24 protein-coding genes and 1 tRNA gene are annotated in these 22911 nt (G+C 52.9%); 9 read left to right on the plus strand and 16 right to left on the minus strand.

Annotated elements, in window-relative coordinates; translation table 11 throughout:
• Positions 1–110: 110 nt before the first annotated feature.
• The 8 genes from JMJ16_RS18385 to JMJ16_RS18420 form a co-directional block, all read right to left on the minus strand.
• Positions 111–1139, minus strand: coding sequence for an esterase family protein (locus JMJ16_RS18385; RefSeq protein WP_201383811.1), 1029 nt, complete (start codon positions 1137–1139; stop codon positions 111–113).
• Between the two features lie 175 nt (positions 1140–1314).
• Entirely contained in the window at positions 1315–1917 is a 603-nt protein-coding gene (locus tag JMJ16_RS18390) for an HNH endonuclease (protein ID WP_201383813.1), read from the minus strand.
• 57 nt (positions 1918–1974) lie between these two features.
• On the minus strand, positions 1975–2574 hold the full coding sequence (locus JMJ16_RS18395; RefSeq protein ID WP_201383815.1) for a DUF1963 domain-containing protein: 600 nt from the start codon (positions 2572–2574) through the stop codon (positions 1975–1977).
• Positions 2522–2821: a DUF1963 domain-containing protein gene (locus JMJ16_RS18400; protein WP_201383817.1), complete on the minus strand. Its 300-nt coding sequence runs from the start codon at positions 2819–2821 to the stop codon at positions 2522–2524. Before JMJ16_RS18400 ends, JMJ16_RS18395 begins: the two co-directional genes overlap by 53 nt.
• An 80-nt stretch (positions 2822–2901) precedes the next feature.
• Positions 2902–3258, minus strand: a complete 357-nt coding sequence (locus JMJ16_RS18405; protein WP_201383819.1) for a response regulator — start codon at positions 3256–3258, stop codon at positions 2902–2904.
• 205 nt (positions 3259–3463) lie between these two features.
• Entirely contained in the window at positions 3464–4855 is a 1392-nt protein-coding gene (locus tag JMJ16_RS18410; protein ID WP_236601616.1) for a transposase, read from the minus strand.
• Positions 4856–5092: 237 nt separating this feature from the next.
• Positions 5093–5497 carry a group III truncated hemoglobin gene (locus JMJ16_RS18415; protein ID WP_201368617.1) on the minus strand — a complete coding sequence of 135 codons (405 nt, stop codon included), beginning with the start codon at positions 5495–5497 and terminating at the stop codon, positions 5093–5095.
• A 212-nt stretch (positions 5498–5709) separates the two neighbouring features.
• A complete protein-coding gene (locus JMJ16_RS18420; protein ID WP_236601617.1) occupies positions 5710–6798 on the minus strand; it encodes a sigma-70 family RNA polymerase sigma factor in 1089 nt (362 codons plus the stop codon).
• A gap of 367 nt (positions 6799–7165) precedes the next feature.
• Here JMJ16_RS18420 and JMJ16_RS18425 point away from each other — a divergent pair, with 367 nt between their 5' ends.
• The 4 genes from JMJ16_RS18425 to JMJ16_RS18440 all read left to right on the plus strand — a co-directional run bounded on the left by JMJ16_RS18425 (position 7166) and on the right by JMJ16_RS18440 (position 10749).
• Complete coding sequence (locus tag JMJ16_RS18425) at positions 7166–8140, plus strand: LLM class flavin-dependent oxidoreductase (RefSeq protein WP_201383823.1); 975 nt, start codon at positions 7166–7168, stop codon at positions 8138–8140.
• Between the two features lie 301 nt (positions 8141–8441).
• Positions 8442–9440 (plus strand): aldo/keto reductase, encoded by a 999-nt coding sequence (locus JMJ16_RS18430; RefSeq protein WP_201383825.1) that lies wholly within the window; start codon positions 8442–8444, stop codon positions 9438–9440.
• Positions 9441–9559: 119 nt separating this feature from the next.
• On the plus strand, positions 9560–9928 hold the full coding sequence (locus JMJ16_RS18435) for a hypothetical protein (RefSeq protein WP_201383827.1): 369 nt from the start codon (positions 9560–9562) through the stop codon (positions 9926–9928).
• 224 nt (positions 9929–10152) lie between these two features.
• A complete protein-coding gene (locus JMJ16_RS18440) occupies positions 10153–10749 on the plus strand; it encodes a TetR family transcriptional regulator (RefSeq protein ID WP_201383829.1) in 597 nt (198 codons plus the stop codon).
• A gap of 77 nt (positions 10750–10826) precedes the next feature.
• Here the strand turns inward: JMJ16_RS18440 and JMJ16_RS18445 are convergent, their stop codons facing one another.
• Both JMJ16_RS18445 and JMJ16_RS18450 read right to left on the minus strand, forming a co-directional pair.
• On the minus strand, positions 10827–11945 hold the full coding sequence (locus JMJ16_RS18445; protein WP_201383830.1) for an N-acetylmuramoyl-L-alanine amidase: 1119 nt from the start codon (positions 11943–11945) through the stop codon (positions 10827–10829).
• Between the two features lie 347 nt (positions 11946–12292).
• Positions 12293–13771 carry a choice-of-anchor J domain-containing protein gene (locus JMJ16_RS18450; RefSeq protein WP_201383832.1) on the minus strand — a complete coding sequence of 493 codons (1479 nt, stop codon included), beginning with the start codon at positions 13769–13771 and terminating at the stop codon, positions 12293–12295.
• A gap of 296 nt (positions 13772–14067) precedes the next feature.
• Here JMJ16_RS18450 and JMJ16_RS18455 point away from each other — a divergent pair, with 296 nt between their 5' ends.
• Positions 14068–14364, plus strand: coding sequence for a GlsB/YeaQ/YmgE family stress response membrane protein (locus tag JMJ16_RS18455; protein WP_201383834.1), 297 nt, complete (start codon positions 14068–14070; stop codon positions 14362–14364).
• An 89-nt stretch (positions 14365–14453) separates the two neighbouring features.
• On the opposite strand, the gene JMJ16_RS18460 is transcribed toward JMJ16_RS18455, so the two are convergent.
• The 3 genes from JMJ16_RS18460 to JMJ16_RS18470 all read right to left on the minus strand — a co-directional run bounded on the left by JMJ16_RS18460 (position 14454) and on the right by JMJ16_RS18470 (position 17221).
• The gene (locus tag JMJ16_RS18460; protein ID WP_201383836.1) at positions 14454–15281 is read right to left on the minus strand and encodes a fatty acid desaturase; all 828 of its coding nucleotides are present in this window, start codon (positions 15279–15281) and stop codon (positions 14454–14456) included.
• On the minus strand, positions 15268–16809 hold the full coding sequence (locus tag JMJ16_RS18465) for an NAD(P)/FAD-dependent oxidoreductase (RefSeq protein ID WP_201383838.1): 1542 nt from the start codon (positions 16807–16809) through the stop codon (positions 15268–15270). The genes JMJ16_RS18460 and JMJ16_RS18465 overlap by 14 nt, the downstream gene beginning before the upstream one ends.
• 211 nt (positions 16810–17020) lie before the next feature.
• Entirely contained in the window at positions 17021–17221 is a 201-nt protein-coding gene (locus JMJ16_RS18470; RefSeq protein WP_201383841.1) for a helix-turn-helix domain-containing protein, read from the minus strand.
• 283 nt (positions 17222–17504) lie between these two features.
• Here JMJ16_RS18470 and JMJ16_RS18475 point away from each other — a divergent pair, with 283 nt between their 5' ends.
• Both JMJ16_RS18475 and JMJ16_RS18480 read left to right on the plus strand, forming a co-directional pair.
• Positions 17505–17936, plus strand: a complete 432-nt coding sequence (locus JMJ16_RS18475; RefSeq protein WP_201383843.1) for a group I intron-associated PD-(D/E)XK endonuclease — start codon at positions 17505–17507, stop codon at positions 17934–17936.
• Between the two features lie 12 nt (positions 17937–17948).
• Positions 17949–18377 carry a group I intron-associated PD-(D/E)XK endonuclease gene (locus JMJ16_RS18480; protein WP_201383845.1) on the plus strand — a complete coding sequence of 143 codons (429 nt, stop codon included), beginning with the start codon at positions 17949–17951 and terminating at the stop codon, positions 18375–18377.
• Between the two features lies 1 nt (position 18378).
• On the opposite strand, the gene JMJ16_RS18485 is transcribed toward JMJ16_RS18480, so the two are convergent.
• Positions 18379–18451 (minus strand) — tRNA-Ile (locus JMJ16_RS18485).
• 752 nt (positions 18452–19203) lie between these two features.
• On the opposite strand from JMJ16_RS18485, the gene JMJ16_RS18490 reads away from it, so the two are divergent.
• Both JMJ16_RS18490 and JMJ16_RS18495 read left to right on the plus strand, forming a co-directional pair.
• The gene (locus tag JMJ16_RS18490; RefSeq protein WP_201383847.1) at positions 19204–20961 is read left to right on the plus strand and encodes a 2-oxoacid:acceptor oxidoreductase subunit alpha; all 1758 of its coding nucleotides are present in this window, start codon (positions 19204–19206) and stop codon (positions 20959–20961) included.
• A gap of 4 nt (positions 20962–20965) precedes the next feature.
• Complete coding sequence (locus tag JMJ16_RS18495; RefSeq protein ID WP_201383849.1) at positions 20966–21811, plus strand: 2-oxoacid:ferredoxin oxidoreductase subunit beta; 846 nt, start codon at positions 20966–20968, stop codon at positions 21809–21811.
• Positions 21812–22022: 211 nt separating this feature from the next.
• On the opposite strand, the gene JMJ16_RS18500 is transcribed toward JMJ16_RS18495, so the two are convergent.
• On the minus strand, positions 22023–22253 hold the full coding sequence (locus JMJ16_RS18500; protein WP_201383851.1) for a hypothetical protein: 231 nt from the start codon (positions 22251–22253) through the stop codon (positions 22023–22025).
• A 273-nt stretch (positions 22254–22526) separates the two neighbouring features.
• Positions 22527–22796, minus strand: a complete 270-nt coding sequence (locus JMJ16_RS18505) for a hypothetical protein (protein ID WP_201368628.1) — start codon at positions 22794–22796, stop codon at positions 22527–22529.
• Between the last annotated feature and the right edge of the window lie 115 nt (positions 22797–22911).

Raw genomic sequence — 22911 nt, forward strand, 5'->3', positions numbered from 1 at the left:
TCTCCTTTTCTACATACGCAGGCTAGCTGTAAGGCATATGCATAAATTATGCCCTACAGCTAGCTAGAACAATCTATGACGATAAAAATTCCCGCTTACATATATTAATGCTAGCGTGGGCTGAGGCGCTCCGCCAGGTATTTCAAGCTGAGTGGATAGCGATATTCGATGGCTGAGTGAGTACCATCGAAGAGTTCGAAGAAGATGTCGGTAACACCGATCTTTTCCAACTCTCTTCTAAAGGCTTCCGCGCCCAGGTCGAGGTAGAACTGATCGCGCCTCCCCGCATCAATATAGATAGCTTTAAGCGAGCGCAGTGCCTCAGCATAGTGCGCCACCATTCGCACGGGGTCCCAGCGCAGCCAGCGCTCCCAGATAGCAGGTCTCAACTCGCCCGTCCGCAGATCATACGGCAGGTGAACCGTTCCATCCTCGTCTGCAGAGTAGCAGGCCGCCATGCACCAGTCATTGAGCAAGGGCATATCGCTCTCCCTGGTCAGGGCCGGGCGGCTGCGAAAGGATTCCCAGAACCTGTCAAATGAACCATCATATTGGTCGCGCAATGCACGCACCGAGGCTGGAAATTCTAGCAGATAGCACGTCTCAAATAGCGCGTCGCCCGCATGCGTGGCCAGGCCACCCCAGAGGTCCGGGCGTAGCATGGGGGTAATCATAGCACCATAGCCACCACTCGATTTACCTGCAATACCACGATGCTCACGCCGTGAAAGGGTCCGGTAATGCGCATCGATCCAGGGAACGACTTCATCACAGAGATAGGTGTGGTACGCTCCTGTCCCTGGGGAGTCGAGAAACTGGCTGCCACCATACGAGGTCCAGCAATCTACCCACACCACGATACAGGGTGGCGCCTCCTTCTGCGCGAAGAGTTCATCCACCAGCTCAGGAAAATTCTTGCGAAAAGCCATGCGATTGCGCCACATATCCAACTGACCCGTCATACCCTGGATCTGGTATACCGTTGGATAGCGTCGCTCCGACTCAGCGTCATAACCTGGCGGGAGATATACCCACAACGGGCGAGCGGAGGGATCACCCAGCGGATTGCCCTTGAGCACCTCGCTCTGAAATACATGCTCTTCAAAGCGTCCACTTAACTGTACAGACCAGGGTCGCATACGATAAACCTCCGAATAAACTTTCCAAAACAACACTTCTCGTTATTATACGCGATCCTGAGCAACAGTCTTTCCACACCTGCCACCATGAGCAAACAGGAAAGAGCCCGAGGGGCGCTTTCCCCTCGGGCCCTGACAAAAAGGCTCTCATCCCACTTCTTATGTTGGCCTGCTATTAATCGCTATCGTCGCTGTCTGAGCCATTAAACTGGCTAGGAAGGCTGTTGTAGACGGCTCGCCAATCAGTAGCGATTTTGATCTGTGCATCACGTAGCGACATCTTGCCCTTGCACACCTGGTCATGCAGCCAGTTCTCAATGCGGTCCTTCTCGTGAAAGCCCGGCGTCGGCTCAGCCAGCTCGGGCCAGAGATTGGCGATATCATTCGACCCGCCCAGTTGCAAGCTAACCAGGTGATCCACCTCATACTGCCCCGGACGGCGCTTCTTGATGCCATAGGCAGCATAGACCTTGCTTTTCAGGCTCACCGATACATTGCGCACCGAGCTGGCATAGCCAGGCACACAAATTTTTGTTTTGGTGGCATCGGAGAATATCGCCCCCGGCGTACAGGCCTTATCTTGCAAACCATTACTGGCCTGGCAACCACTGGTTTTGGTTCGCACACCCCATTGAGGCTCAGCCGAGGCAGGGGCTGCCGTCACTGTTGGTATTGTTGGGCTTGTGCCTGGTGGAGTCGTTACGACGGTGCCACACCCACTCACCACAAACAGCAGGGCCAGCAAGAGCCAGGCCCTACGACCACGATAGGTTATCACAGTTATTTTCCCCTTCTTCCTGCGAGTTTTTCTTCGTGAAGAGGATTTTAGTATAGTTTAGTCCGCCTGCAAGATCAACCAGGTATTCTCAAAATGCTGCGCGCGTAAATCCTCATCGATGATCGTGTAATAGAGCATGCCCGCGCTCGACCAGCGCATGCCCAGGCGCTCATCAGTATCGACCTGAAAAAGGAGTTGCCACGCTTTCACCCCCTCCTCCAACTGCTTCTGGCGCGGATCATTATCTTCGGTGACTCCGTGCGAGATAAGCTGGCTCTGCTCGCGCAGATCGTCCTGAATAAGATCAGGATTCCCAAGCAGGCGATGACGAAAGGCTCGTTTCTCCTGGGGCAACAAATTGGCAAGGAGATCATCGTACTTCTGCTGTTCGTCATCACTCCAATCGTATTTGGCTATCTCCAGGTTAGGCACCTGGGATAGCGTCAGTTCACGTGTGAATTGAACGGAACCTGCCTTAAAAAGGCTTGACTTAGGGAGTTTCGCAGGCACAGTCGCGCGCTTCAGCCCCTGGGCATCCTTCCGATAGATAACGCTCCAGCCTCCCCGGTTCGCGGGATCATCGCCATATGTCTCCTGCTGCGCATCATAAAAAAAACCAGAGCATTCCCTGGGCAGGTAGCACACCAGCGGCATCATAAGAATGGACATCTTGCAAGCGAAACTGCGCGATAAATGATTGCGGCAGACCCTGCCAGGTAGGCCAGGAGACATCAGCAGGTAAATCAGGCAGACCACCAAATTTGGAAACTCCCGGCTGAAACGTGGCTTCGTCAGCAGGTGTGACCACCAGGCGAATCGAGGGCCTGACCAGGGCATCAAGGTCCTTCGTAAGACGCTTCAGCCCGGCCGAGACAAACAGCTTCTGTACCTCACGTGTATCCATTAACGACCTCTTTTCCATAGTCCTGTATAGGAGCATATTCTCATTATGCACAAGGCCAACATCTGCCCCACATAGATATACTACACAGACGCTATCATGGCTTGAAGCTCATCAATATCAAAGGGCTTGCTGATGAAGCCTTTAATACCAAAGAGGTCGATCTGCTGCTTCGTTAAGACATCACCACTCATCACAATGGTAGAGAACGTATTGCTTACTCCTCGCCGGTGCAGTTCATACAGCAGGCTATAACCACTCATGCTTGGAGTCATCAGGTCGAGCAGCAAGATATCGGGCTGAAGCCCCTGCTCCAGTAATTCAAGAGCCACCAGCCCATTCTCCGCGCTCGTTACCTCATAGTCTGAGTTTTCTAATAGCGTTCGCACAGCCGTCTGGATATCGGCTTCATCTTCAACAACCAATACACGTTTTGACATATCTTCCACGCTCCCTCTCCTTGTATCTCGGTTACGCTGTATCGTGTTCCCCAACAGGAGACAAGACACAGGTCCAGGGGCCTACCCTGGGAACAGATAAATGGGTTATATATGACACGTATGTCGCACCCAAAGCGTTTGCGTGGTTGATGTGAAGTACCCCACGCCTCTGCGGCGGGGGCTTCGACAGTGGCCAGCACCCTCCTCAGAGGACACCAGTCACTGTGGGACGCTTCCCGCCCCGACCCACCTTCCTGGTAGGTTTACCTTTCTTGCGATCAGGAATGGGTCCTTGCAGTTCATAGCGGCGCAGAATGTTGCGGGCGGCATTTTCATCGCGATCCAGCTCTGCGCCACATGTGGGGCAGGAGTGCCACCGCACCGAAAGGTCTTTGGGTACCAGGACACCACACCCACTACATCTCTGGCTGGTCTGCTGGGGCGCCACTTTCACCACCATGCCGCCAGCTTCTTCCGCTTTGCAGGCACACAGCGTGATGAAATGGCCCCAGGCCGCGTCCAGGATGCTCTTGTTCAGGCCGCTCTTGGCCGTTGCCCCATTGGGAAGGTAGTGCTCATTCTGCACAACCGCCGCTGCCGTGCCACCTGTGGTGGGACGCTCATTGATGCTCCCACAGGTGGTGGCCTCATCTTTCTTGGGTTTGGGTCGTGCTGTCATGTTGCCAATCTGCAACGCCTCAAAGACCAGTATCCCATACTGGTTCACCAGGCGGCGCGAGGTCTGATGCAGGAAGTCCTGCCGACGATGACGCACCTTGCGATAGAGTCGCGTCAATTCCCGCTTGGCCCTGCCACGTCGATGACTGCCCCGCTTGCGCCGAGCCAGCCTGCGATGCGCCGCCTTGATCTGCTGCTCGGTCGAGCGATAGAGGCGAGGATTGGCCATCTGCTCACCCGTGGAGAGGGTGGCATAGGAGGTAATCCCCACATCAATGCCCACAGCCTCGCCAGAGGGGTGGATGGCCTTGGTGGGATCACCTGTCTGCTCCACGCTGAAGTAGGCGTACCACTGGTCGCCATCGTGCTTGATGGTACAGGTTTTGATGGTGCCGTGGATGGGGCGATGCATCACCATCTTGAGATGCCCGATCTTGGAGAGCGCGAGCCGACAGGTTTTCTTGCCCTTGGTCTCGTGGGAAGTGAGGGCACCCAGAATCTCAAAGCCACTTTGGACATAGGTAAAGGAGTGATAGCGGCTGCCTGATTTGTAGCGCGGATATCCTGGCGTGTGCCCCTCAGCCACCCGACGAAAGAAGGCTTGCATCGCCTTCTCGAGGCGGCGCAGGACATCTTGCTGGACCTGGGAATGCACCTCCCGATATTCAGGACGTTCTTGTTTGATCTGGGGCAATTGGTCGGCTTGCGTGCGATAGGAGATCGAGACGCAGGCCATCTTGTAGGCCAGGGTGCGTTCTTCGAGGCCTGCATTGTAGAGCTCTTTACAGCGACGAAGCGTCCACAGGAGGGTCCCTTCTTGCTTGCGCGTGAGATACAAACGGTAGGCATAGGCTTTGACGCGCACAGGCAACGATGTCTCGTCGGTCTGCGGTCCATGCTCTTCTTTCGTGGGTCCCATGCCCGTTCCTCCTCCTCCTCTTCTGGCGTTCCTGCACCTTTCCACGCGAAAGCCTGCTCACAAACGTAGAACATACTTTCGAGCATCAGTATACAGAAACATGCCTCTTCTGTCAAGTTTCCATCGCTCCATCTCTCCATTTCCCCCTCCCTTCCTACAAGGAACGCCTCTTTTATCCCCATGCATGAATGCAAGGGGCCTTCAGAGGCGGCCAAGGATAAACAGAAAGAGGAGACGTTAGCGTGGCCATGTCAGGGGCAGAGATGCGCCTTGTAGTTTTAAAGGCATCGTCTGAATCACTGTCCTGGCTCGCCGCTTGGCCTCTTCGGCTCTTGGCCCCGCGAATGCGCCATCAATCGTTTGAGAGAATAGCTCAAACCAGCGCGCAAAGTGCTGGGAACGTAGTGGCTCCTTCTGATGCAGCAGGATATGCTTATACATCATGCCGCCCCGATAGTTGCCCGTCTGAAAGAGCAGATTCTCCCAGAAGTTATACATCACTGGCAGGTGCGCCTCCAGGTCAATGGCGGCCACGTCCGTAAAGAAAAAGCCAATGAGAGGGTCTTGCGTGGCCTTGCGGTAAAATGTACTGACCATGTAGACAATATCGTCTCTATTTTCAATATCGCGCTTTTGTTCCATTTACTTTTCTCTTCTCATGTTTATTGGTATGCGGCGACTATTTGAGCTTATGAGTCTTTGTACTATATATGACAACCCTCTCCAGCATGCTGCTATTCCCAGATATTTCAAAGATCGTCTCAACTCTTAAGAACACCGGTCAAGTAATTGAGAGAAGGATTGACAGAGCTGTGCTCGGAAAACCAATGAGGGGCAAGCGCGAGATGGTACCTTTATTGAGGGAGTTGAAGCGGGAATCCGAAGGAAGTGACGAGTTCCGGCCCAAGGAATGCCGTCACCTCAGCGACCTGTCGCAGATCGCGCCGCGAAGCATCGAGGGTGATGACTTGTATCGCGAACGCTCGATAGGATCGTGTTGCTTCATCAGCTCGATACACCACAAATGCAGGCTGACCATTGGCGCGCGTCGGAGATAAACGCCACCGATTCTGCACGCCAGATGGGAATAAGACAGCCAGGAGAATCGTGCGAATCGCTTCTCGTCCCTGATACCACGAAGGGACCGGTGGCATGGAGAGCGTCGCGTCTTCTGTCAGAAGCGCCACGAGCCCATCCACATCGTCTGTTTCCCATGCCTGGAGATAGCGGACAAGCAACGTGTTCGTGGCTGCATCAGCACGGTAAAACTGCGCCATCTCTCGCTGCGAGCTCGGATAGTTTTTCTCCAACGTCACCCGAGCACGGTGCAAGGCGCTGTTCACCGCTCCTACCGAGATCTCAAGTAACTGTGCGATCTCGACGGCACGCCAGTCCAGCACATCCGAGAGGAGCAAGATGGCCCGCTGGCGAGATGGAAGTAACTGGAGGGCAGTGAGGAAGGCCAAGGAAACGCTCTCGTGCCTGGTATAGCGCGCTTCTGGGTTCTCCGTCGCCTCCGCCAACCAACTGTCAGGGAAAGGCTCAAGCCAGAGTGCCTCAGCCCCCCTGGGCGCAACCGGCCTTTGCGGGTTCCACGCAGGAGAGGCTGCGGTTGGCAGCGTGCGCGGCGAGCGTTTCTTGAGTGCGTCGAGGCTGGTGTTGGTCGCAATCGTGTACAGCCAGGTGCGCAGCGATCCCGGACCCTTCTGGGTGAACGTGTCAAAATGCCGCCAGGCACGCAGCATGGCTTCCTGCACCGCGTCCTCGGCATCGTGCAACGACCCCAGCAGGCGGTAACAGTGCAGAAGCAACTCCCTGCGATAGGGTTCGATCAAGGAACTGATATCAGATGAGCCAGGAGTCAGCCGTGTCGTGACCCGTACCTCCTCAACACGATCTTTCTTGCTCGATAGGTTGTCTGTCTTCCTTTGTTCAGATGGCATCAAGCGCGCCTTTCTTCTCGCCGCCTTGTCCTGGCTCATCACACGTTGCGACCGCGCCGCAAGTCGCGATCCTTTTGTTCCAAACACTCTCATTCTACTGTACGGTGCAGGCTTTTTGCCACTGATCCGGGCGTTGGGAACCATTCGTACCACCTCTCACAGTGCTGAGAAAATCACCCTCATCAGACCGCACAGTTTTGCTCTTCCCGACAGTTTAATGAGTGTCTCTCCAACTGAATACCCTTCGACAGAGAGGCATGTCCAGGAGAAGCATACTCGGGGTATCCAGGTAAAAAGATGGCACCCAAGAAACGTACTATGAGTATTCAGTTCAAAAGCGTATTCAATTCACTATCAGGAGGCTGCTATGCACTTCGCTATTTCCATACCTCAACGCGTTCCTGACGGCACATTCGACCCGGCCAAGCTGCGCGACTACCTGACCAGAGCTGAGTCTCTCGGCTTTCATAGTGCCTGGACGCAAGAAGTGGTACTTGGCTCCGCACCGGCCCTGGCTCCACTCGAACTCACGAGTGGAACGAAAAAAATAGAATTTGGCTCCGTCCCGACCCTGTCTCCGCTCGAACTCATGACCTTCGCCGCAGCTTGCACTACGCGACTACGTCTGGGATGCGCCGTCTTCGTCAGCCCCTTGCACAATCCTATCCATCTCGCCAAAAGTATCAGCACGCTGGATCAGCTCAGCCGTGGGCGCATCGAGGTCGGGGTTGGCAGTGGCGGAGGAGGGAGAATGTTCTCCGCATTCGAGGTTGATCCTGCCAGCCTGATTGCTCGCTTCACTGAGGGACTGCGGCTGATGAAGGCCTGCTGGACCGAGCCGCGCATTAACTTTAGCGGCCGCTTCTGGCAGCTCGATGGCGCGTCTATGGAGCCCAAACCCTTCCAGAAGCCTTACCCGCCGCTCTGGATCGGTGCCAATCACCCGGCAGCGGTGCATCGTGCGCTCCGCTACGGCAACGGCTTCTTTGGTGCCGGCAGCTCTACCACAGCGCATTTCGCTCAGCAGGTCCACGTGCTTCGCGAGGCGCTGGCAGAATCAAAACAGGATCCTTCATTTCAGATCGCCAAACGCGTCTATATCGCCGTTGATGACAATGTCACCCGAGCACGCGAGCGGGTTGACGCCGGGCTCAAGCAGATCTACGGATCTTCTGGCATGACCGCAGTTGCCGTCTACGGGCCGCTCTCAGCCTGCATCAAAGGCCTGCGCGAGGTCGCGGACGCGGGAGCCGAACTCATCCAGCTCCACCCGCTCTTCGACGAGTCCGAGCAGATGGAACGCTTGGCCGCCGAAGTTATCAGCGAAGTGCAGAATAATTGAGCCTGCCCTTCTGTAGTGTTGCCCATCCAGAAAGGAAACATCGGAATCTCCAGCGTGATCCCCGCATCGCGCTCTGCAAAAATGCAGAGCGCGGGCGAGAAGACGTCTTCTCGCCCGCCCTTTGACATCAGGAGGATCACCAGGACGCTGCTTGATTTCTTGACCGGCGCTCTTGCTCTCGCCTTGCCTTCAAATTATCAATGACAGATATTGACATCTGTCATCTGATGGATTATACTTTCATCAACGCACACATATGCGAACACTATATCCACAGAGGATTTCCATAGGAGCAAACAGAATGAAGACAAGAACATTGGGTACCACTGGCCCCCAGGTCTCTCTACTCGGCTTGGGCTGCATGGGTATGTCAGACCTGTATGGGCCTGCCGACGAAAATGAGAGCATCGCTACCATTCATGCCGCACTGGAGGCTGGCATTACCCTGCTGGACACTGGCGATTTCTACGGCATGGGACATAATGAACTCTTGCTCCGGCAGGCGCTCCAGGGTCGTAAACGCGAGCAAGCCATTATCAGCGTCAAGTTTGGGGCGCTGCGTGATCCCGCTGGCGGCTGGTCTGGCAATGATGGACGTCCCGCCGCCGTCAAAAACTTCCTCGCCTATACGCTGCGCCGCCTTGGCACAGATTACATCGATATCTATCGCCCGGCGCGCGTCGATCCCACTGTGCCTATTGAAGAGACCATTGGCGCCATCGCAGACATGGTGAAGGCGGGATATGTACGGCACATCGGCCTCTCGGAGGCAAGCGCTCAGACCATCCGTCGCGCCGCCATGATTCATCCCATCTCTGACTTGCAAATCGAGTACTCTCTGCTCTCACGCTCGCTTGAAGAGAATATTCTTCCGACCTGCCGTGAGCTAGGCATAGGCATCACCGCCTATGGCGTGCTCTCACGCGGCCTCCTCAGCGGCCACTGGTCTAAAGAACGTGACATGGCGGCTGGCGACTTCCGCGGCTTCAGTCCTCGCTTTATGGGCGAGAATCTCGATCATAACCTCGCGCTCGTGGAGGCCCTGCGCTCCATTGCCGAGGCCAGAGGCGTCACTGTAGCCCAGATCGCCATTGCCTGGGTGCTCTCGCGCGGAAGCGACATCGTCCCCCTGATCGGGGCGCGTCGTCGTGAACGGCTCACTGAGGCCCTGGGTGCGCTCGATCTCCAGTTAACGACTGCGGATCTTTCTCAAATCGAACGGGCTGTGCCAGCAGGCGCCGCCGCTGGCTCGCGTTACGACGAGTCACAGATGCACCACCTCGATAGCGAGCGAGGATAAAGCTACTCTTCCAGGGGAGCCTCTGTTGTTTCAACAAGAAATGGCGGCGCGGCTCTGCGCCGCCATTTTGCCTCTTTCTCTCTATAGTTGGTATAGTTTCTAAAAAGTGAGGCTACTTTATGACTTTTCCTTCTTTCTCTCAACCACTTTCGTCCCACGAAGCAACCTTTGCCATTCAAGCCTCTCCAAGTTCACTAGCAACAGTTATGCCCTCAACGGTATGTACACAATTAGCCAACGTCACAATAGATCAAGGTGAAAGTCAACCTCGCAAGACGCAGATCACATTGCACCTTGCCTCAGACATCAGTATCGGTCTCACTCCAGCTAACGCGCACATCCTTGACCAGAGTTTACAATCGGCGATAGGACAGCTAGAAGTGTTCACAAGCGCCTATAGCGAATTTCTTGAGTTTCGCTTTAACCGCCTCTCAAGCACTGGCGAAGAGTATCCAACGCGGCTGCTTCTACATGGGGTGGTGTTCTAGAGAACAGGGTAACAAGTATTGACCACTGCTAACCAGGCGCATATACTTGTTCATAACTCGAATATAACTCGCTCATTTGCATGTCAGAGGAGGACTAAAAAAATGCTTGAAAGCTTCCCATGCCTGAGCACTCAAGGCAGAGTAATAGACAGTTCGGAGGGGCAGCACCCAGGCCAGGCGATAGAGCCTGGCTTGAGCCATCACTATCTCCAGGCTGGTGTGCGATGAGCGATGAGATTTTAACCCGTGAACGGATTCTCAATGTGGCTGAAGAGGTGTTGCGCCGCTATGGTCCAGCGAAGACAACCGTCATTGATGTTGCCCGCGCGCTCAATGTCAGCCATGGCAGCGTCTACCGCCACTTTCCCAGTAAGGCAGCACTACGTGACGCGGTCACCGAGCGCTGGCTCGTCGAGGTCTCAGCACCTTTGCAAGCTGTCGTAACGGAGGATACGCCTGCCCCTGAACGCCTACGGCGCTGGCTCAAGCTCCTGATTAGTACAAAACACCGCCGGGTGTTTGACGATCCAGAGCTCTTCGCCACATATATGGAGTTGGTAAAGGAAGCCAGAACCGTCGTCAAGGCCCATGTTGAACTCCTCGCCGAACAGGCCGCATATATCATCAGTGATGGGGTCAGGCGCGGCGAGTTCGAAACCGATGATCCCATCAGCGCGGGGCAGGCCGTAATTGACGCGACCACGCGCTATCATAACCCCACCCATGCCTCCGAATGGTCCGACCCGGACATTGATGCCGCTTTTGAGCGCGTCTGGCACCTCATCCTCTGCGGCCTTGGTAAGCGCAACAATCAAGCCTGATACCCAGACCACGTATTTCGCGTGCGCTAAAGTATCAGGCCTGATACTCCAACCCCAATTTGGCTTGAGGAGAGAAACTAACCCAGGACACCTCCCACCAGGGCACACCAGGTTCCCTTCTCGACTGTGCCATCAGCGGTCAGCCCACGACTGCTCTGGTAGCTCTTAACGGCGCTGGCCGTTGCGCTACCATAATAGCCAGTCACGCTCACGCTATAGCCCCGCGCGCTTAAGAGATTCTGCACCGCGCTTACAGCAGCGCTTGAGCTGCCAGGAGTCACCGTGGTAATGAGCGCCTCCCAGGTCTGCTGGGCCACAATTCCATCAACACTCAGGCCCTTAGCCGACTGAAAACTCTGCACACTGCTCACCGTGCTTGTACCAAAGGTGCCATCAACCGCAACGCTATAGCCGCGCACTTGCAGCAAACGCTGAATCGTCCTGACGTTATTTCCACTGGTGCGGCTCTTGAGCGTTGGCCAGGTGTAGGCAGGCAAAGGCTTATTAAGGCGCGAGGCAACCGCGCGTCGCAGCGCAGGCAGGCGCCCATAAAACTGTGTGCCTGGACATTCTGTATCATAGAAGTCCCGATGTCCGAAGATATTGTTGGCATTCAGACCATACTGCTGGCAGATATAAGTACATAGATCTACAAGCGAGTTCCAGAGAGCATCTGGTGGCAGGACAGAGGTGTACGTCCCCTCATCCTCAATACCGATTGCCGAATCGTTCATCACTGGACAATGCGTCCCCTGGACAAAGGAGGTCCCTCCCTGTAGCGTTGCCAGGCTGCGATGCCGTCCTTCCAGCACATATCCTCCACGCGTCACCGTGAAATGTTGACCAGTATCGATCCAGCCGTTATTCAAGTGCGACGTCTGAATCGAACGCGCGAGTTGATAGGCCTGATTTAAAGAATAGTCAGTCGTATTGGGACTGGCAGTGTGATGAATGAGAATCGCGGTTGGCTTGCGATTAAATACTGTAATCGTATCAGTGGCTGCCCTGGCTCCCCAGGTTGCGTCTCCGATAATAGAGGGAGCGGCATGAGCAGTAGAAGACGTCAGGACAACTTCAAATCCGCCCAACCCGGCAAGAGCCATAGCTCCCGCTCCCAACTTCAAGACTGTCCGGCGGTTATGAGACTCCTTAGACGGCAAAGGCTTCTTCTGAGGGGGGTTCTGGTGATCACACATGGCATACTCCATCATTCACATACATCAATGCAACGAACAAACTCGCATTTTTGCGCGGGATCATGAGTGGAGTCCCTTCCGTCCTACTTATGGCAGAGCATACCTAATCCCAAGTAGAGAAGCAAGGCTCCAAGCATAAGCAAGGACAAGAAATAGGAATATTGGTATAACAACAGGAACAAGAACAGGTAGAGGTATGCTTCATGTATCGGAGTGTATTTTTCTATTTCATAGTTGACTCGCAAGTTCGCCTTGAGATAACGAGGAGTGGCGTGGTGTGCGGGTTCCGGCCCGCACACCACGCCACTCCTCGTTACTTCTGAGCGCCGGAGGCGCGAAAGCTGCTGTTAGTTATTCAGGGTCACATCATCAACGTAGAAGCTGGTTGGGTTCTTTGACCCATTGGTCGCGACAAAGGCGACCTGAATGGTCTGCCCCTTGTAGGCGCTGACGTTGTAGGATGCGCTTACCCATTGCTGAGTAGTGCTGCCATCGCTTATGGTTTGCAGTGTTGTCAGCACACTTCCACTACTGCTACGAATCTGCACCTTAAGGAAATCGTAGGAATGCGTCGTCTCAGTAGACGTCACATACCAATAATAGCTCAAGGTTGCTGTGGCACTTGTCGAGGGAATAGTCACGCTCTGGTAGATACTATCCTGGCAGTTATTGTACCCACAGAGGTAGGCTTCAGAGCTTCCCGTGTGGGGATTAGACGAGTCCACGATTTCATACCCACCACTGGAACTCTCCACCCAGGGCGAGCTTCCTTGCTCAAAGCCGCCATTCACGATCATATTACCCATCGCTGGCGTAGAAGTCGGTGTTGGCGTATTTGTGGGCGTAGAGGTTGGAGTTGACGTGCGCGTGGGAGTGGGCGTTGGACTCCCCGTTGACCCACCAGCCAACCATTCCGTTCCGTTCGGAAACAGGATTGCGTCCTGGGCGGCGCTATCATCCCACCCATCGTAACAGGTATTTCCAGAAGCGCAGGTACCATCATCAATGGCCGAGCTATCGCCCTGAGCGAGCACACGTCCGGAGCCATAGATACTACCAGCCACGAAGACACCCGTTGTGCCCGTATTAGAGACGCTATTCCGATAGATAATTCCATGCGCATTTGGGTTATCGGTACGTGAGACGGTCTCAGTGGTACCATTACGAATAATGCTGCCATGAGCCGTCCCGAATGGTCCACTGAGGACAGGGTCCCCATTGGGAGTGTCATTGCTGGGATTCTCATTGGCTATATTTACCGCATCGAACTGAATGCCAAAGACATCGTTGCCAACGCCATTGTTATTCATCAGGTCATTAAAGATTTGTAGAGAGTCATGACCATCATTGTTGCGGTCGCTACCAGTGTGATCGGCGATCATAAACAAGCCACCACCATTATGGACAAAGTTCAAGATGGCTGCCTTCTCGCTACTGGTGAAGAGTGTGTTAGGCTCAGGCAGCACCAGGACCTGAAAGTGACTAAGATCCAGGACATTGCCACTGTTACCATAGGTCAAGGCACTGGTATTCGTCTTCAAGCTATAGCGCCCCGTTTTCTGCAAGGTCACACCCCAGGCGCTAATGCCGCCCGTCCAATCGCTCTCCACCTGGGGATTTGCATTCTGTGCCAGGGGATCAGGCTGGCTGGTGCTGATGACCCAGTCGGCATTCCCTGCCGTCTCAGCGTGGGCATTATCAAAGAGGACATTATACGTGGTCTGGGCGCGTGCTGACTGCGAGTGGAGATAGAAAACAGCGACCAGGCCACTCACCACAAATAGCAGCACCCAGGCAAAACGAAAAACAAAACGCATCCTTGCCATGGCTCATTCCTTTACTAGCACCCTTACCGGTGCATCTGACAAATGATGGAGATTTGTAGGGGCCATGCTGGCATGGCCTCCTTATAACAGACACCTCTTAAAGAATATAACATGCAATATTCGATAATTCTGTTAAGAAAACTTAAAGCGCAGATAAAAATTTGCTGAAAGAGGCTCTGCCCCCCCTTCTGAGCGAAACCGTTCCTGGGAGTCCGTACGTATTCTAATCAGGAATTGTGAATTCGAATATACTCGCGAATACACTCGAGAGAAATGATAGTAGGAGGAAATACATCATGGTAGTCGCAACAGTTCTCGCAGCTTCACTTAATCCCGGCGGCATTATTGCCTGGCTCGTCGTTGGCCTGATCGCGGGCTTCCTGGCTGGTCGTGTCATGCGTGGCGGTGGCTATGGCATCGTTGGCGATATCGTTGTGGGTATCATTGGTGCCTTCCTCGGTGGCCTGATCTCCAACTTGCTGATTCCTGATGCCAACTTCGGTTTCTGGGGCAGCATCGTTGTTTCCTTCATCGGTGCCTGTATCCTGATCGCCATCCTGCGCGCAGTCTCAGGTGGACGCCGCGCTCTCTAAGAAGCGAGCATACATAAGCAAACCTACAACAGGCAGATATCTTGAAGGGTATCTGCCTGTTGTTATTTCGTTTTCCACAAACGCTATTGTTAAATCACATACCAATACTGCACACCAGCTTCCTTAAAAAAAGGATCGAGCCGACGCGCTAATTCAGCCAGATTATGGCTTGGCACCTGCGGATAGAGATGGTGCTCCAGGTGATACGTCAGCTCTAAAAAAAGTAACGGAATGATCCTGCCTCTTAAGGTGTGTGTTTGCGTCAGCGGCGTCTCCCCATAATCCTTGTGGGGCAGATAGACCGTTAAGAGCGGATAGACCCAACTTCCAACCAGGGCAAAGAAAGCATAGAGTAGAACGGCGGGTAGAGTATTCCATAAAAGGAGACCAACAATGACAACGACAAAGGGGACAAGAGCTTCCAGTATCAGCCACATCCGCTGCCCAAATCGCTGCTGATTGCGCAGAAAAGCCCACCACCAGAGCCTGTAGAGAAATACAGGACCATAAAAGAGCGCACCTAAGAGGCTTAAATGCGCGGGATAACCTTCAGGATCTTGATCTTCTTCAGATGGAAAATACTTATGATGCTGGACATGCGTCGTCCGATAGGCATGCCCGCTTTCCATGAGCACCATTCCCATGAAAAAAAGCGTATATTCTGTCTGATGCTGACTAAGACCAAGTGATCGATGAACGACATCATGTGTCACGGTCACAACTGCAACGAAAATAAGGAAAACAAGAAAAGGATAGAGCCACCATAAGTTAAAATAGGCAGCAACAGCGTAGCAAAATAACCCGATAAATGGTCGTGCCAGGGTAAGTAAACGTTGCCTGCGTGTGGTGACGAGAAGATCTGCGCCTAGTTCCTCAAGCCGAGGAATAGCTATCTGAGGCGTTTCAAGATCGTGCATATTCAGCACCTCCTTGCAGAAATGAAGCCAAAAACCAGCGGGGCCTTTGCAAGTAGCGAGCGCTCTCCGCTACCTGCTCAGCCACAATTTTGCTTCCAAGCACACATGCGACAGTTCCCAGGCCAGGCCAGGTCGTATCACCAGCCAGCCAGAAACCAGGCACACCTGAAGAATAAGGAATAGCGCGCTGATTCGCGTTATAAAGCGTCAGACGGAACCCTCCAACGGCACCGCGAGGACGAAAAGTAAAAAACTGGTAGGAGCGTGGAGTTGCCACCTCATACACGCTTGCTTGCTCAGCCAGGTGAGGATATACGCGCCGCGCAAGGGAGATAAGGTGGTCGCCAGAAGTCCGCTTTTGGGCCTGGTATGCTGAAGCAGATAGCGCTTCCCAGGGTTCCAATGAACAATGTGTAGAGAGCATGACGCTGCGATAACCCGTAGGCGCGCTTTCAGTATCCCCTGGAGCAGAGACAGAGATAAACATATTGTTGCCATCACCCAGCGGGCTATTATATGTCTGAAGCAATTGGTGGTGCCTAAAATCTTGCTCACAAACCTCTTGTTCTGGCACACCGAGAAAGACACACAGCGCGCCCCCTAAAGCATTCGCATTTCGGCTTAAGTATGGGCTTAGCGTCCGCGCGACCTGAGTTGGTGCGATACAGGAGGTCAATGATGCTGGAAGAGTACTTACAACTTGAGCAGCCTGAAATTCCCCTCGCCGCGTCCGTATATAAAATTTTCCTCGCTCACCTGTAATCTGTTCTACTCGACAACCAACACGCAGTTCTCCACCCAAAGTTCGATAGTGAGTTGTTAGCGCTTGCCAGAAACCACGCATCCCTCCTCTCGCACGTGTAAGACCAGCACCACGAATAGAAATTCCCAATGCGGCGTTGATAAGGGGCGCCTCCCTCACACTGCTATGTACCGTATCTTCAATGAGCATAGCGAGTAAGCTGGTTAATGCGCGGTCCTGATGCAGGCCAAAGGCCCGCAAGGCATCCTCCACTGTCCAGTTCAGGTAGCGAATAAGAGGGAGATGCATTGCTCCCAGCGCGCGCACATCACGAACCGCATCTCTTATACTTTGAATTGGTAATTTAACGCCCCTACGGCTAGCCTGCCAGAAGGCCGCTGCAAGCCTATCAATAAACATCCAGAACGCGTGATGTGCTGGTGTACAACCCAAAGTGTTAAGTCGTTCTTCATTCCATAAAGCCGGATCACGGTGCAGCGTTACCGTTCGGTCTGGAAGCCAGGCCAGATACCCAGGAAGTTGCTCCCATTCTATCGGAGGCATAGCAATACTAGAGAGCCATTCGCCACCTACTCCACCGGGGCCAAAATCAACCAGTGTCGTTGCTCCTACGTCAAACGAAAACCCACGACGCCGGTAAAAACCAGCACATCCCCCTGGCTGCCCATGCGCCTCAAAAAGTTGCGTCGAATAGCCCAATTTTTGCAAGCGCGTCGCAATTGCTATACCTGCAATTCCGGCACCAATAATAGCTACATCCTTCATATGTTGCGACCTACCTGTCCAAAAACATTTCTTTTTGAAAGGATAGGGCGAATTGGGGAATATCGTTAGTGTGAGAGCCCATGAATATACATGTGACCCGATACCCTGAAGGAAAACATGGTAGGCAATGCTCTATATTGATGAGTTAACGTGCCTTCTAAATAGAAGTCGGCCTCAGTAGGATTCGCACTTACGACTATAAGATATGTTTTCACTGGTCTTCTATTTCTTCCACAGGACGAATCCGCAATAAATCTTCGATTTCCGCCTGCTTATAATAGACCTCACGCCCAACTCTGCGCCGGTATTTTTTCAAAAGACCATCTCTAACATAGCGCTCAAGTGTACGAGAGGAAACATTTAAACGCTTACGGGCTTCTTCAGATGTCAAAAAATCTTCATCTTCTCGCATGTTCATTAATTGAACCTCTTAACAGTATTAGCTTTATGACTACTATAGAGACTGTGACGCAAAATGTCAAGCATGATAGCATTTTATCGCTTTATGGCGTGTATTGACATTCAAAAAGATGCATGTTATACTACATTTTGTCGCCAACAATCGCTCAATGCTACCAAATGACGCTCTATGTCGCAAGCTACGATTTATTAAACGCTCTGCTAGTTATGCAATGATACTTAAAACACTATACACAGCAGATTCTTTTTGATAGTCGGCATTGAAGGAGAAACACATGGGTTTGCAGGGAAGGGATAGGCGTACCACAAATAGCATAGGCAACATTAGTGAAGCTGCGATTATTACTCGGTTCTTACAACTCGGCTACGTCGTGCTCATCCCTAATGGGAGAAAACAGCGATATGATCTGATCATTGAGGATGGTGAGGGACAATTCTGGCGGGTGCAATGTAAAACGGCGCGGATACAAGATAATGGAACAGTAATTGCATTCGATACAGCAAATCATAATATGGCTTTGAAAGTTAAGCGTATGCGACATTATCGAGAACAATGTGACTTTTTTGCTGTTTATTGCGAGGAGCTTAACAAAATCTACCTCTTAGCAGTAGATCAGGTTGGCACAACTAGAGCGAATCTTCGATTGGTTCCTGCAAAGAACAATCAGGAAAAATATGTGCGGTGGGCAAAAGATTACGAGATATAAAAGGAGATGCATATGGGGCTACTTGGCAGGGGCAAAAATGATACAAATACTATAGGCGATATCAGCGAGGCAGCAATTATCACCCGCTTTCTACAACTCGGCTACTTCGTACTCACTCCCTATGGTGGCAATCATCGGTACGATCTGGTTATTGAGGATGTAGAGAGAAGATTCTGGCGTATACAATGCAAGACAGCCAGAATAGTTAATAATGCAATAATCAAATTCGACACAGCGAATCATAACGTAACAGGAAACAACAGGGAATGTCGTCACTATCGTGGGGAATGTGATTACTTTGCTGTCTATAGCCCAGGATTCAACAAGGTCTATTTAGTTCCTGTTGATGAAGTGGGTGTAGCAACAGCAATCCTTCGTTTGACGCCACTAAAAAACAACCAGGAAAAGAATGTGCGATGGGCGAAAGATTATGAATTATAAATGGGCCCAGCTGGGATCGAACCAGCGACCTACCAGTTATGAGCCGGCAGCTCTAACCGCTGAGCTATGGGCCCGGTTGCAAAACGTAGTATAGCATATCTCACGCCTCTTGAAAAGGGGTAAATAAGCCAATCAGACGGTTTTTCCGCCCTTTTCAAAAGTTATGCTGGCATACAAACAAACTCAGCACTTTTCTCTAAACCTCAACTTCGGACTGAAATTCGCCTCAGGGCGCCTGTAGGGGAGGAGGGTAGGCATAAATGATGAGGCAATCCACGATGGCCCACATCTACACTCTCACCGCGAAAGGCCAGCCTGAGAAGCCAATTCATAAACATGAATACCCCCAATGAGAACTCAATTAAACTCATCTTTTCGAGATGGCATCGGCTCTAAAGTGTGCTATAATAGCATCAGTCGTAAGTGTGTTTTGTACAATCACTCTACGACTGGCGTATGTTTGTGAATTGTCGAGAATGCACAAGAACAGACAGGAAACACATATTGAAAGTTTGCGGGCTGCTTCGCTTCACTGCTGCTTGAGGGTTGATGGAAGCAACAGTACCCTTTTTGCTCAGTATGTATGTCTATATAATATAAGTAGCGAAAACGCCTCTTGTGGCCACTCTCCCCCATCAGGCGACAGCCTCCACTTTCCCGTATTTACTGTGTCTCTTCTGATCCGAAAACCCTGAGTGCGAAGCACTAGTCGCGTCAGCGACGTTGGGTTTCGGCATAAGAGTCTAAGCACTATGACAATACACCCAATTATTGCCGCGCTACCTACATTCCGGGTGCGGTTCCACGTTTTGCTGAGGAGAAATCAGTGAAGAACGAAGTTACCATCCGAATAGGCGGCGAGTCGGGCGAGGGTACCATTTCAGGCGGTGATATTCTTGCGCTGGCAGCTGCCCGCTGGGGATATCACGTCTATACATTTCGGACCTTCCCTGCCGAGATTCTCGGCGGCCCGTGTATGTTCCAGGTTCGCATTAGCGACCAGCCCGTAAAATCTATGGGGGACTACGCGGACGTACTCATCTGCCTAAATAAGGAGGCGTTCGATCGCAACGTCAGCGATCTACGACATGGCGGCGTCCTGATTTATGATCCGTCCGACTTTACTCCTGAAACCGGCGACTTTATCACGTACGCGATTCCCTTTAACGAGATCGCGCGTAAAGAGGTACAGCTCTTCCAGACCAAAAATATGGTCATGCTTGGCGCCATCACTGGACTCTTCGGGCCGCCCATAGAGGCCATTACCCAGGTTGTGCAATCCAAGCTCTCCAAGTCACGCAAGGCTAACGCCACGCTGATGGAGAAGAATATGCTGGCCCTTGAGGTCGCCCGCAATTATGTCGTTGAAAAATTATCCAAATATGATCCCTATGTTCTCGGTCCCGTGGAGAAGGCAGATCGCGTTGTGCTCAATGGCAACCAGGCAGTCGTAGCAGGTGCCCTGGCCGCGCAATGCCGCTTCTTCGCTGGCTATCCCATTACGCCTGCGAGCGACATCATGGAAGGTCTGGCCAAGGAACTCCCCAACGTCGGTGGCACGTTCCTCCAGGCTGAAGATGAGATGGCGGCCCTGGCCGCGGTCCTGGGCGCTTCATTCGGTGGCAAGCGAGCGATGACGGCGACTTCTGGCCCTGGCTTCTCGCTGATGACGGAGCTGATTGGCCTTTCATCTATGGCTGAATTGCCCGCGGTCATTGTCGATGCCCAGCGTGCTGGCCCCAGCACGGGTATGCCTACCAAAATGGAGCAGTCCGATCTGAGCTTCGCGCTCTACGCCGGGCATGGCGATACGCCGCGTATGATCGTGGCGCCAGCCAATGTGGCCGATTGTTACGAGCTGATACAACTCGCTTTCAATATGGCCGAGCGCTATCAGATGCCAGTCCTCTTCCTGACCGATCAATCACTCACTGCGCGTGTGGAGAGCGTTGATCGCCACGTCTTTAAGCAGGGCGAGGTCCAGGCACGCCTGCAACCTGAGCCAGTAGCTAGCGATGAGAAAGAGGCAGTTGGCGCCGGCGCGACAGCGTCACACGACTATGCACGCTTTGCGTATACCGCTAGCGGCATCTCGCCCATGACCAGCCCGGGAGCCGGTGCAACTCCCTATGTGGCAACAGGTCTTGAGCATAATGAGTACGGGCATCCCGACTACGAGCCAGAAGACCATATCGCGATGATGGAAAAGCGCTTCCGCAAGCTGTATACGGCTGCCGAGGAGCTTCCACAGCCCCAGCGCTATGGCGATGCCGAGGCCACCATCGGGCTTATTGGCTGGGGATCGACCGAGGGAACCATTCAAGAGGCGATTGACCGCGCCCGCGAAAAGGGATACAAGGTAGCCGCACTTCACTTGAAGATTCTCTCACCATTGCCTGATCGCAAGATTCAAGAGTTTATCCATTCGGTGCAAAAGGTTATCGTCCCTGAGTGCAACTACTCGGGTCAGTTAGCTAACCTGCTGGGCGCGAAATATGGGTTGCAAGCGATCCGTGTGAATAAGTATGGCGGCATTCCGTTCACAGCGGGCGAGATTCTCCGGGCTATTGAGGAGGTCAGTTAATCCGATGACGCAGACAATCATCAATCCAACCCCTAAAGACTATAAAAGCGAAGTAAAGCCTACCTGGTGCCCTGGTTGCGGTGACTTTGGTGTACTCAACGCAACCTTGCGCGGTCTCTCTGGGATGAAGCTCGCGCCCGATCAGACGGTCGTGGTCTCGGGTATTGGCTGTTCAAGCCGCTTCCCGCACTTCATGAAGACCTTTGGCTTCCATAGTGTGCATGGTCGCGCCCTTCCTGTCGCCCAGGGACTCAAGATGTCACGCCCGGATCTCACCGTTGTGGCCGTGGGCGGCGATGGTGACTTCTTCAGCATTGGGGCAGGGCACCTAGTCCATGCCGCTCTGCGCAATATCGATATCACGGTCGTCGTGATGGATAACGAGATCTATGGCCTTACCAAGGGCCAGACCTCGCCCACCTCGCCTCATGGACATGTGACCAAGTCCACGCCCTACGGCTTGATGGCCTCCCAATTCAATCCAATTGCGACCGCGCTCTCGCTCAACGTCAGCTTCGTTGCCCGTGGCTATTCGGCTAAACCGAAGGATCTGGCGGCACTCATCGAGCAGGGAATTCAGCATAAAGGCTTCTCCTTTATTCACGCGCTAAGCCCCTGCCCAACCTTCTATCACACATTTGACGCCTGGGATGCCTCAGTCACGCCCATCTCGCCTGAGCACGATATTGCTGACCGTGGCCAGGCCATGACCCTGGCGCTCGATACGGAGAAGCAATTTACCGGTGTCTTCTTCCGCCAAGAGCGTGAGACGATGGATCAGGCCGCGCAAAAGCTGGCCGAACGCGCCAAGTCCTTTGATATCGAACAGTATATTCAGCGCTACGCGTAAACATCCATTTGACTAACGAGAAAGAGGCTATGCCCAGAATTGGGCATAGCCTCTTTCTCGTTAGTCTCTCTTGTCTGCGTTCCAGTCTGAAGCCGGTTGTCCCCTGGACGATTATACGAGTATGCTGGGTAGCAGGCCCGCTCGGATAGGTACAGATCGGTAACACGAAGCGCGAACGTTTGCATAGTAAAAATTGAGAGTGGAAGGGGAGTTAAAACAGTTCGTAACCAGAAACATTTGTCATTGCGGCAACATTAATCGAATTCACCACGGCCTGGGAAAACTTTTCGCCACAAGCGCGGCAGAAGAGGCCACCTTCGTTGTGATAGGTTCCTCCAATTGCGGTCAACTGGCGCTCTGCGGGCTTTCCACACCACTCACAGGCGCTGCCACGGGGGGCAAAGTCAACAGAAACTGGTCGGCGAAACTCATTGCTCGTCATGAGGGTATCCTCCTATCCTGTGCTGATCAGGTAATTTACATCGTTTTAGAGGGTTCCAGCACACTGGGGGAATCTGTATCTAGTGGTTAGTAGCTCTATGAGCAGCCACGACGATACTGCATCCACGAGTTCGCGCATCATCGCTTTAGAGCCACGCTGCTCCGGCTTCAGGTCAAATGGTAGATAACGCAGGGGTATACGGTGTTACCTAGTAAACCAACTATACCATACTTTTCTCCAAAGTACTAGCCTTTGGGCACAGTTTCGTCATATTCATTCTTGGGGAGGGGGAGCATCGGCCTGCGAAGGTGCCGTCTCTTCCTCAAGTGCCGGGAAACGGCTCGACATACGGTCTCCGATGATCCATCCAATTGTGCCTAGCACCACAATAAAAATGAGCCAGCTCCAGAGGATAACACTTAAATTTATGTTGAAGACAGCGGCCATGACACCCGCCAGAATAATGCCTACGGTTAAGCCTGTGGTAACGCCAATCAAGCAGCCAGGGTGCTTCAGGTTACGCCCACGAAGTTTGTTCATCATAATTGTGCAATACACCTTTAGAGAAAATATTGTTGGCTTTGATTGTTTGCTTTGTATACCGATGATAGCGTTTACAGCTCTCATCGTCAAGAGATTGCATCTTTTCTGCCTATTC

It is taken from the genome of Ktedonobacter sp. SOSP1-52 (assembly GCF_016587395.1).

Excerpts from the sequence above, each read along its gene's own strand:
- JMJ16_RS18385 (WP_201383811.1), bottom strand. The coding sequence starts at position 1,139 with ATGCGACCCTGGTCTGTACAGTTAAGTGGACGCTTTGAAGAGCATGTA.
- JMJ16_RS18395 (WP_201383815.1), bottom strand. The coding sequence starts at position 2,574 with ATGATGCCGCTGGTGTGCTACCTGCCCAGGGAATGCTCTGGTTTTTTT.
- JMJ16_RS18400 (WP_201383817.1), bottom strand. The coding sequence starts at position 2,821 with ATGGATACACGTGAGGTACAGAAGCTGTTTGTCTCGGCCGGGCTGAAG.
- JMJ16_RS18405 (WP_201383819.1), bottom strand. The coding sequence starts at position 3,258 with ATGTCAAAACGTGTATTGGTTGTTGAAGATGAAGCCGATATCCAGACG.
- JMJ16_RS18410 (WP_236601616.1), bottom strand. The coding sequence starts at position 4,855 with ATGGGACCCACGAAAGAAGAGCATGGACCGCAGACCGACGAGACATCG.
- JMJ16_RS18415 (WP_201368617.1), bottom strand. The coding sequence starts at position 5,497 with ATGGAACAAAAGCGCGATATTGAAAATAGAGACGATATTGTCTACATG.
- JMJ16_RS18420 (WP_236601617.1), bottom strand. The coding sequence starts at position 6,798 with ATGCCATCTGAACAAAGGAAGACAGACAACCTATCGAGCAAGAAAGAT.
- JMJ16_RS18425 (WP_201383823.1), top strand. The coding sequence starts at position 7,166 with ATGCACTTCGCTATTTCCATACCTCAACGCGTTCCTGACGGCACATTC.
- JMJ16_RS18430 (WP_201383825.1), top strand. The coding sequence starts at position 8,442 with ATGAAGACAAGAACATTGGGTACCACTGGCCCCCAGGTCTCTCTACTC.
- JMJ16_RS18435 (WP_201383827.1), top strand. The coding sequence starts at position 9,560 with ATGACTTTTCCTTCTTTCTCTCAACCACTTTCGTCCCACGAAGCAACC.
- JMJ16_RS18440 (WP_201383829.1), top strand. The coding sequence starts at position 10,153 with ATGAGCGATGAGATTTTAACCCGTGAACGGATTCTCAATGTGGCTGAA.
- JMJ16_RS18445 (WP_201383830.1), bottom strand. The coding sequence starts at position 11,945 with ATGTGTGATCACCAGAACCCCCCTCAGAAGAAGCCTTTGCCGTCTAAG.
- JMJ16_RS18450 (WP_201383832.1), bottom strand. The coding sequence starts at position 13,771 with ATGGCAAGGATGCGTTTTGTTTTTCGTTTTGCCTGGGTGCTGCTATTT.
- JMJ16_RS18455 (WP_201383834.1), top strand. The coding sequence starts at position 14,068 with ATGGTAGTCGCAACAGTTCTCGCAGCTTCACTTAATCCCGGCGGCATT.
- JMJ16_RS18460 (WP_201383836.1), bottom strand. The coding sequence starts at position 15,281 with ATGCACGATCTTGAAACGCCTCAGATAGCTATTCCTCGGCTTGAGGAA.
- JMJ16_RS18465 (WP_201383838.1), bottom strand. The coding sequence starts at position 16,809 with ATGAAGGATGTAGCTATTATTGGTGCCGGAATTGCAGGTATAGCAATT.
- JMJ16_RS18470 (WP_201383841.1), bottom strand. The coding sequence starts at position 17,221 with ATGCGAGAAGATGAAGATTTTTTGACATCTGAAGAAGCCCGTAAGCGT.
- JMJ16_RS18475 (WP_201383843.1), top strand. The coding sequence starts at position 17,505 with ATGGGTTTGCAGGGAAGGGATAGGCGTACCACAAATAGCATAGGCAAC.
- JMJ16_RS18480 (WP_201383845.1), top strand. The coding sequence starts at position 17,949 with ATGGGGCTACTTGGCAGGGGCAAAAATGATACAAATACTATAGGCGAT.
- JMJ16_RS18495 (WP_201383849.1), top strand. The coding sequence starts at position 20,966 with ATGACGCAGACAATCATCAATCCAACCCCTAAAGACTATAAAAGCGAA.
- JMJ16_RS18500 (WP_201383851.1), bottom strand. The coding sequence starts at position 22,253 with ATGACGAGCAATGAGTTTCGCCGACCAGTTTCTGTTGACTTTGCCCCC.
- JMJ16_RS18505 (WP_201368628.1), bottom strand. The coding sequence starts at position 22,796 with ATGATGAACAAACTTCGTGGGCGTAACCTGAAGCACCCTGGCTGCTTG.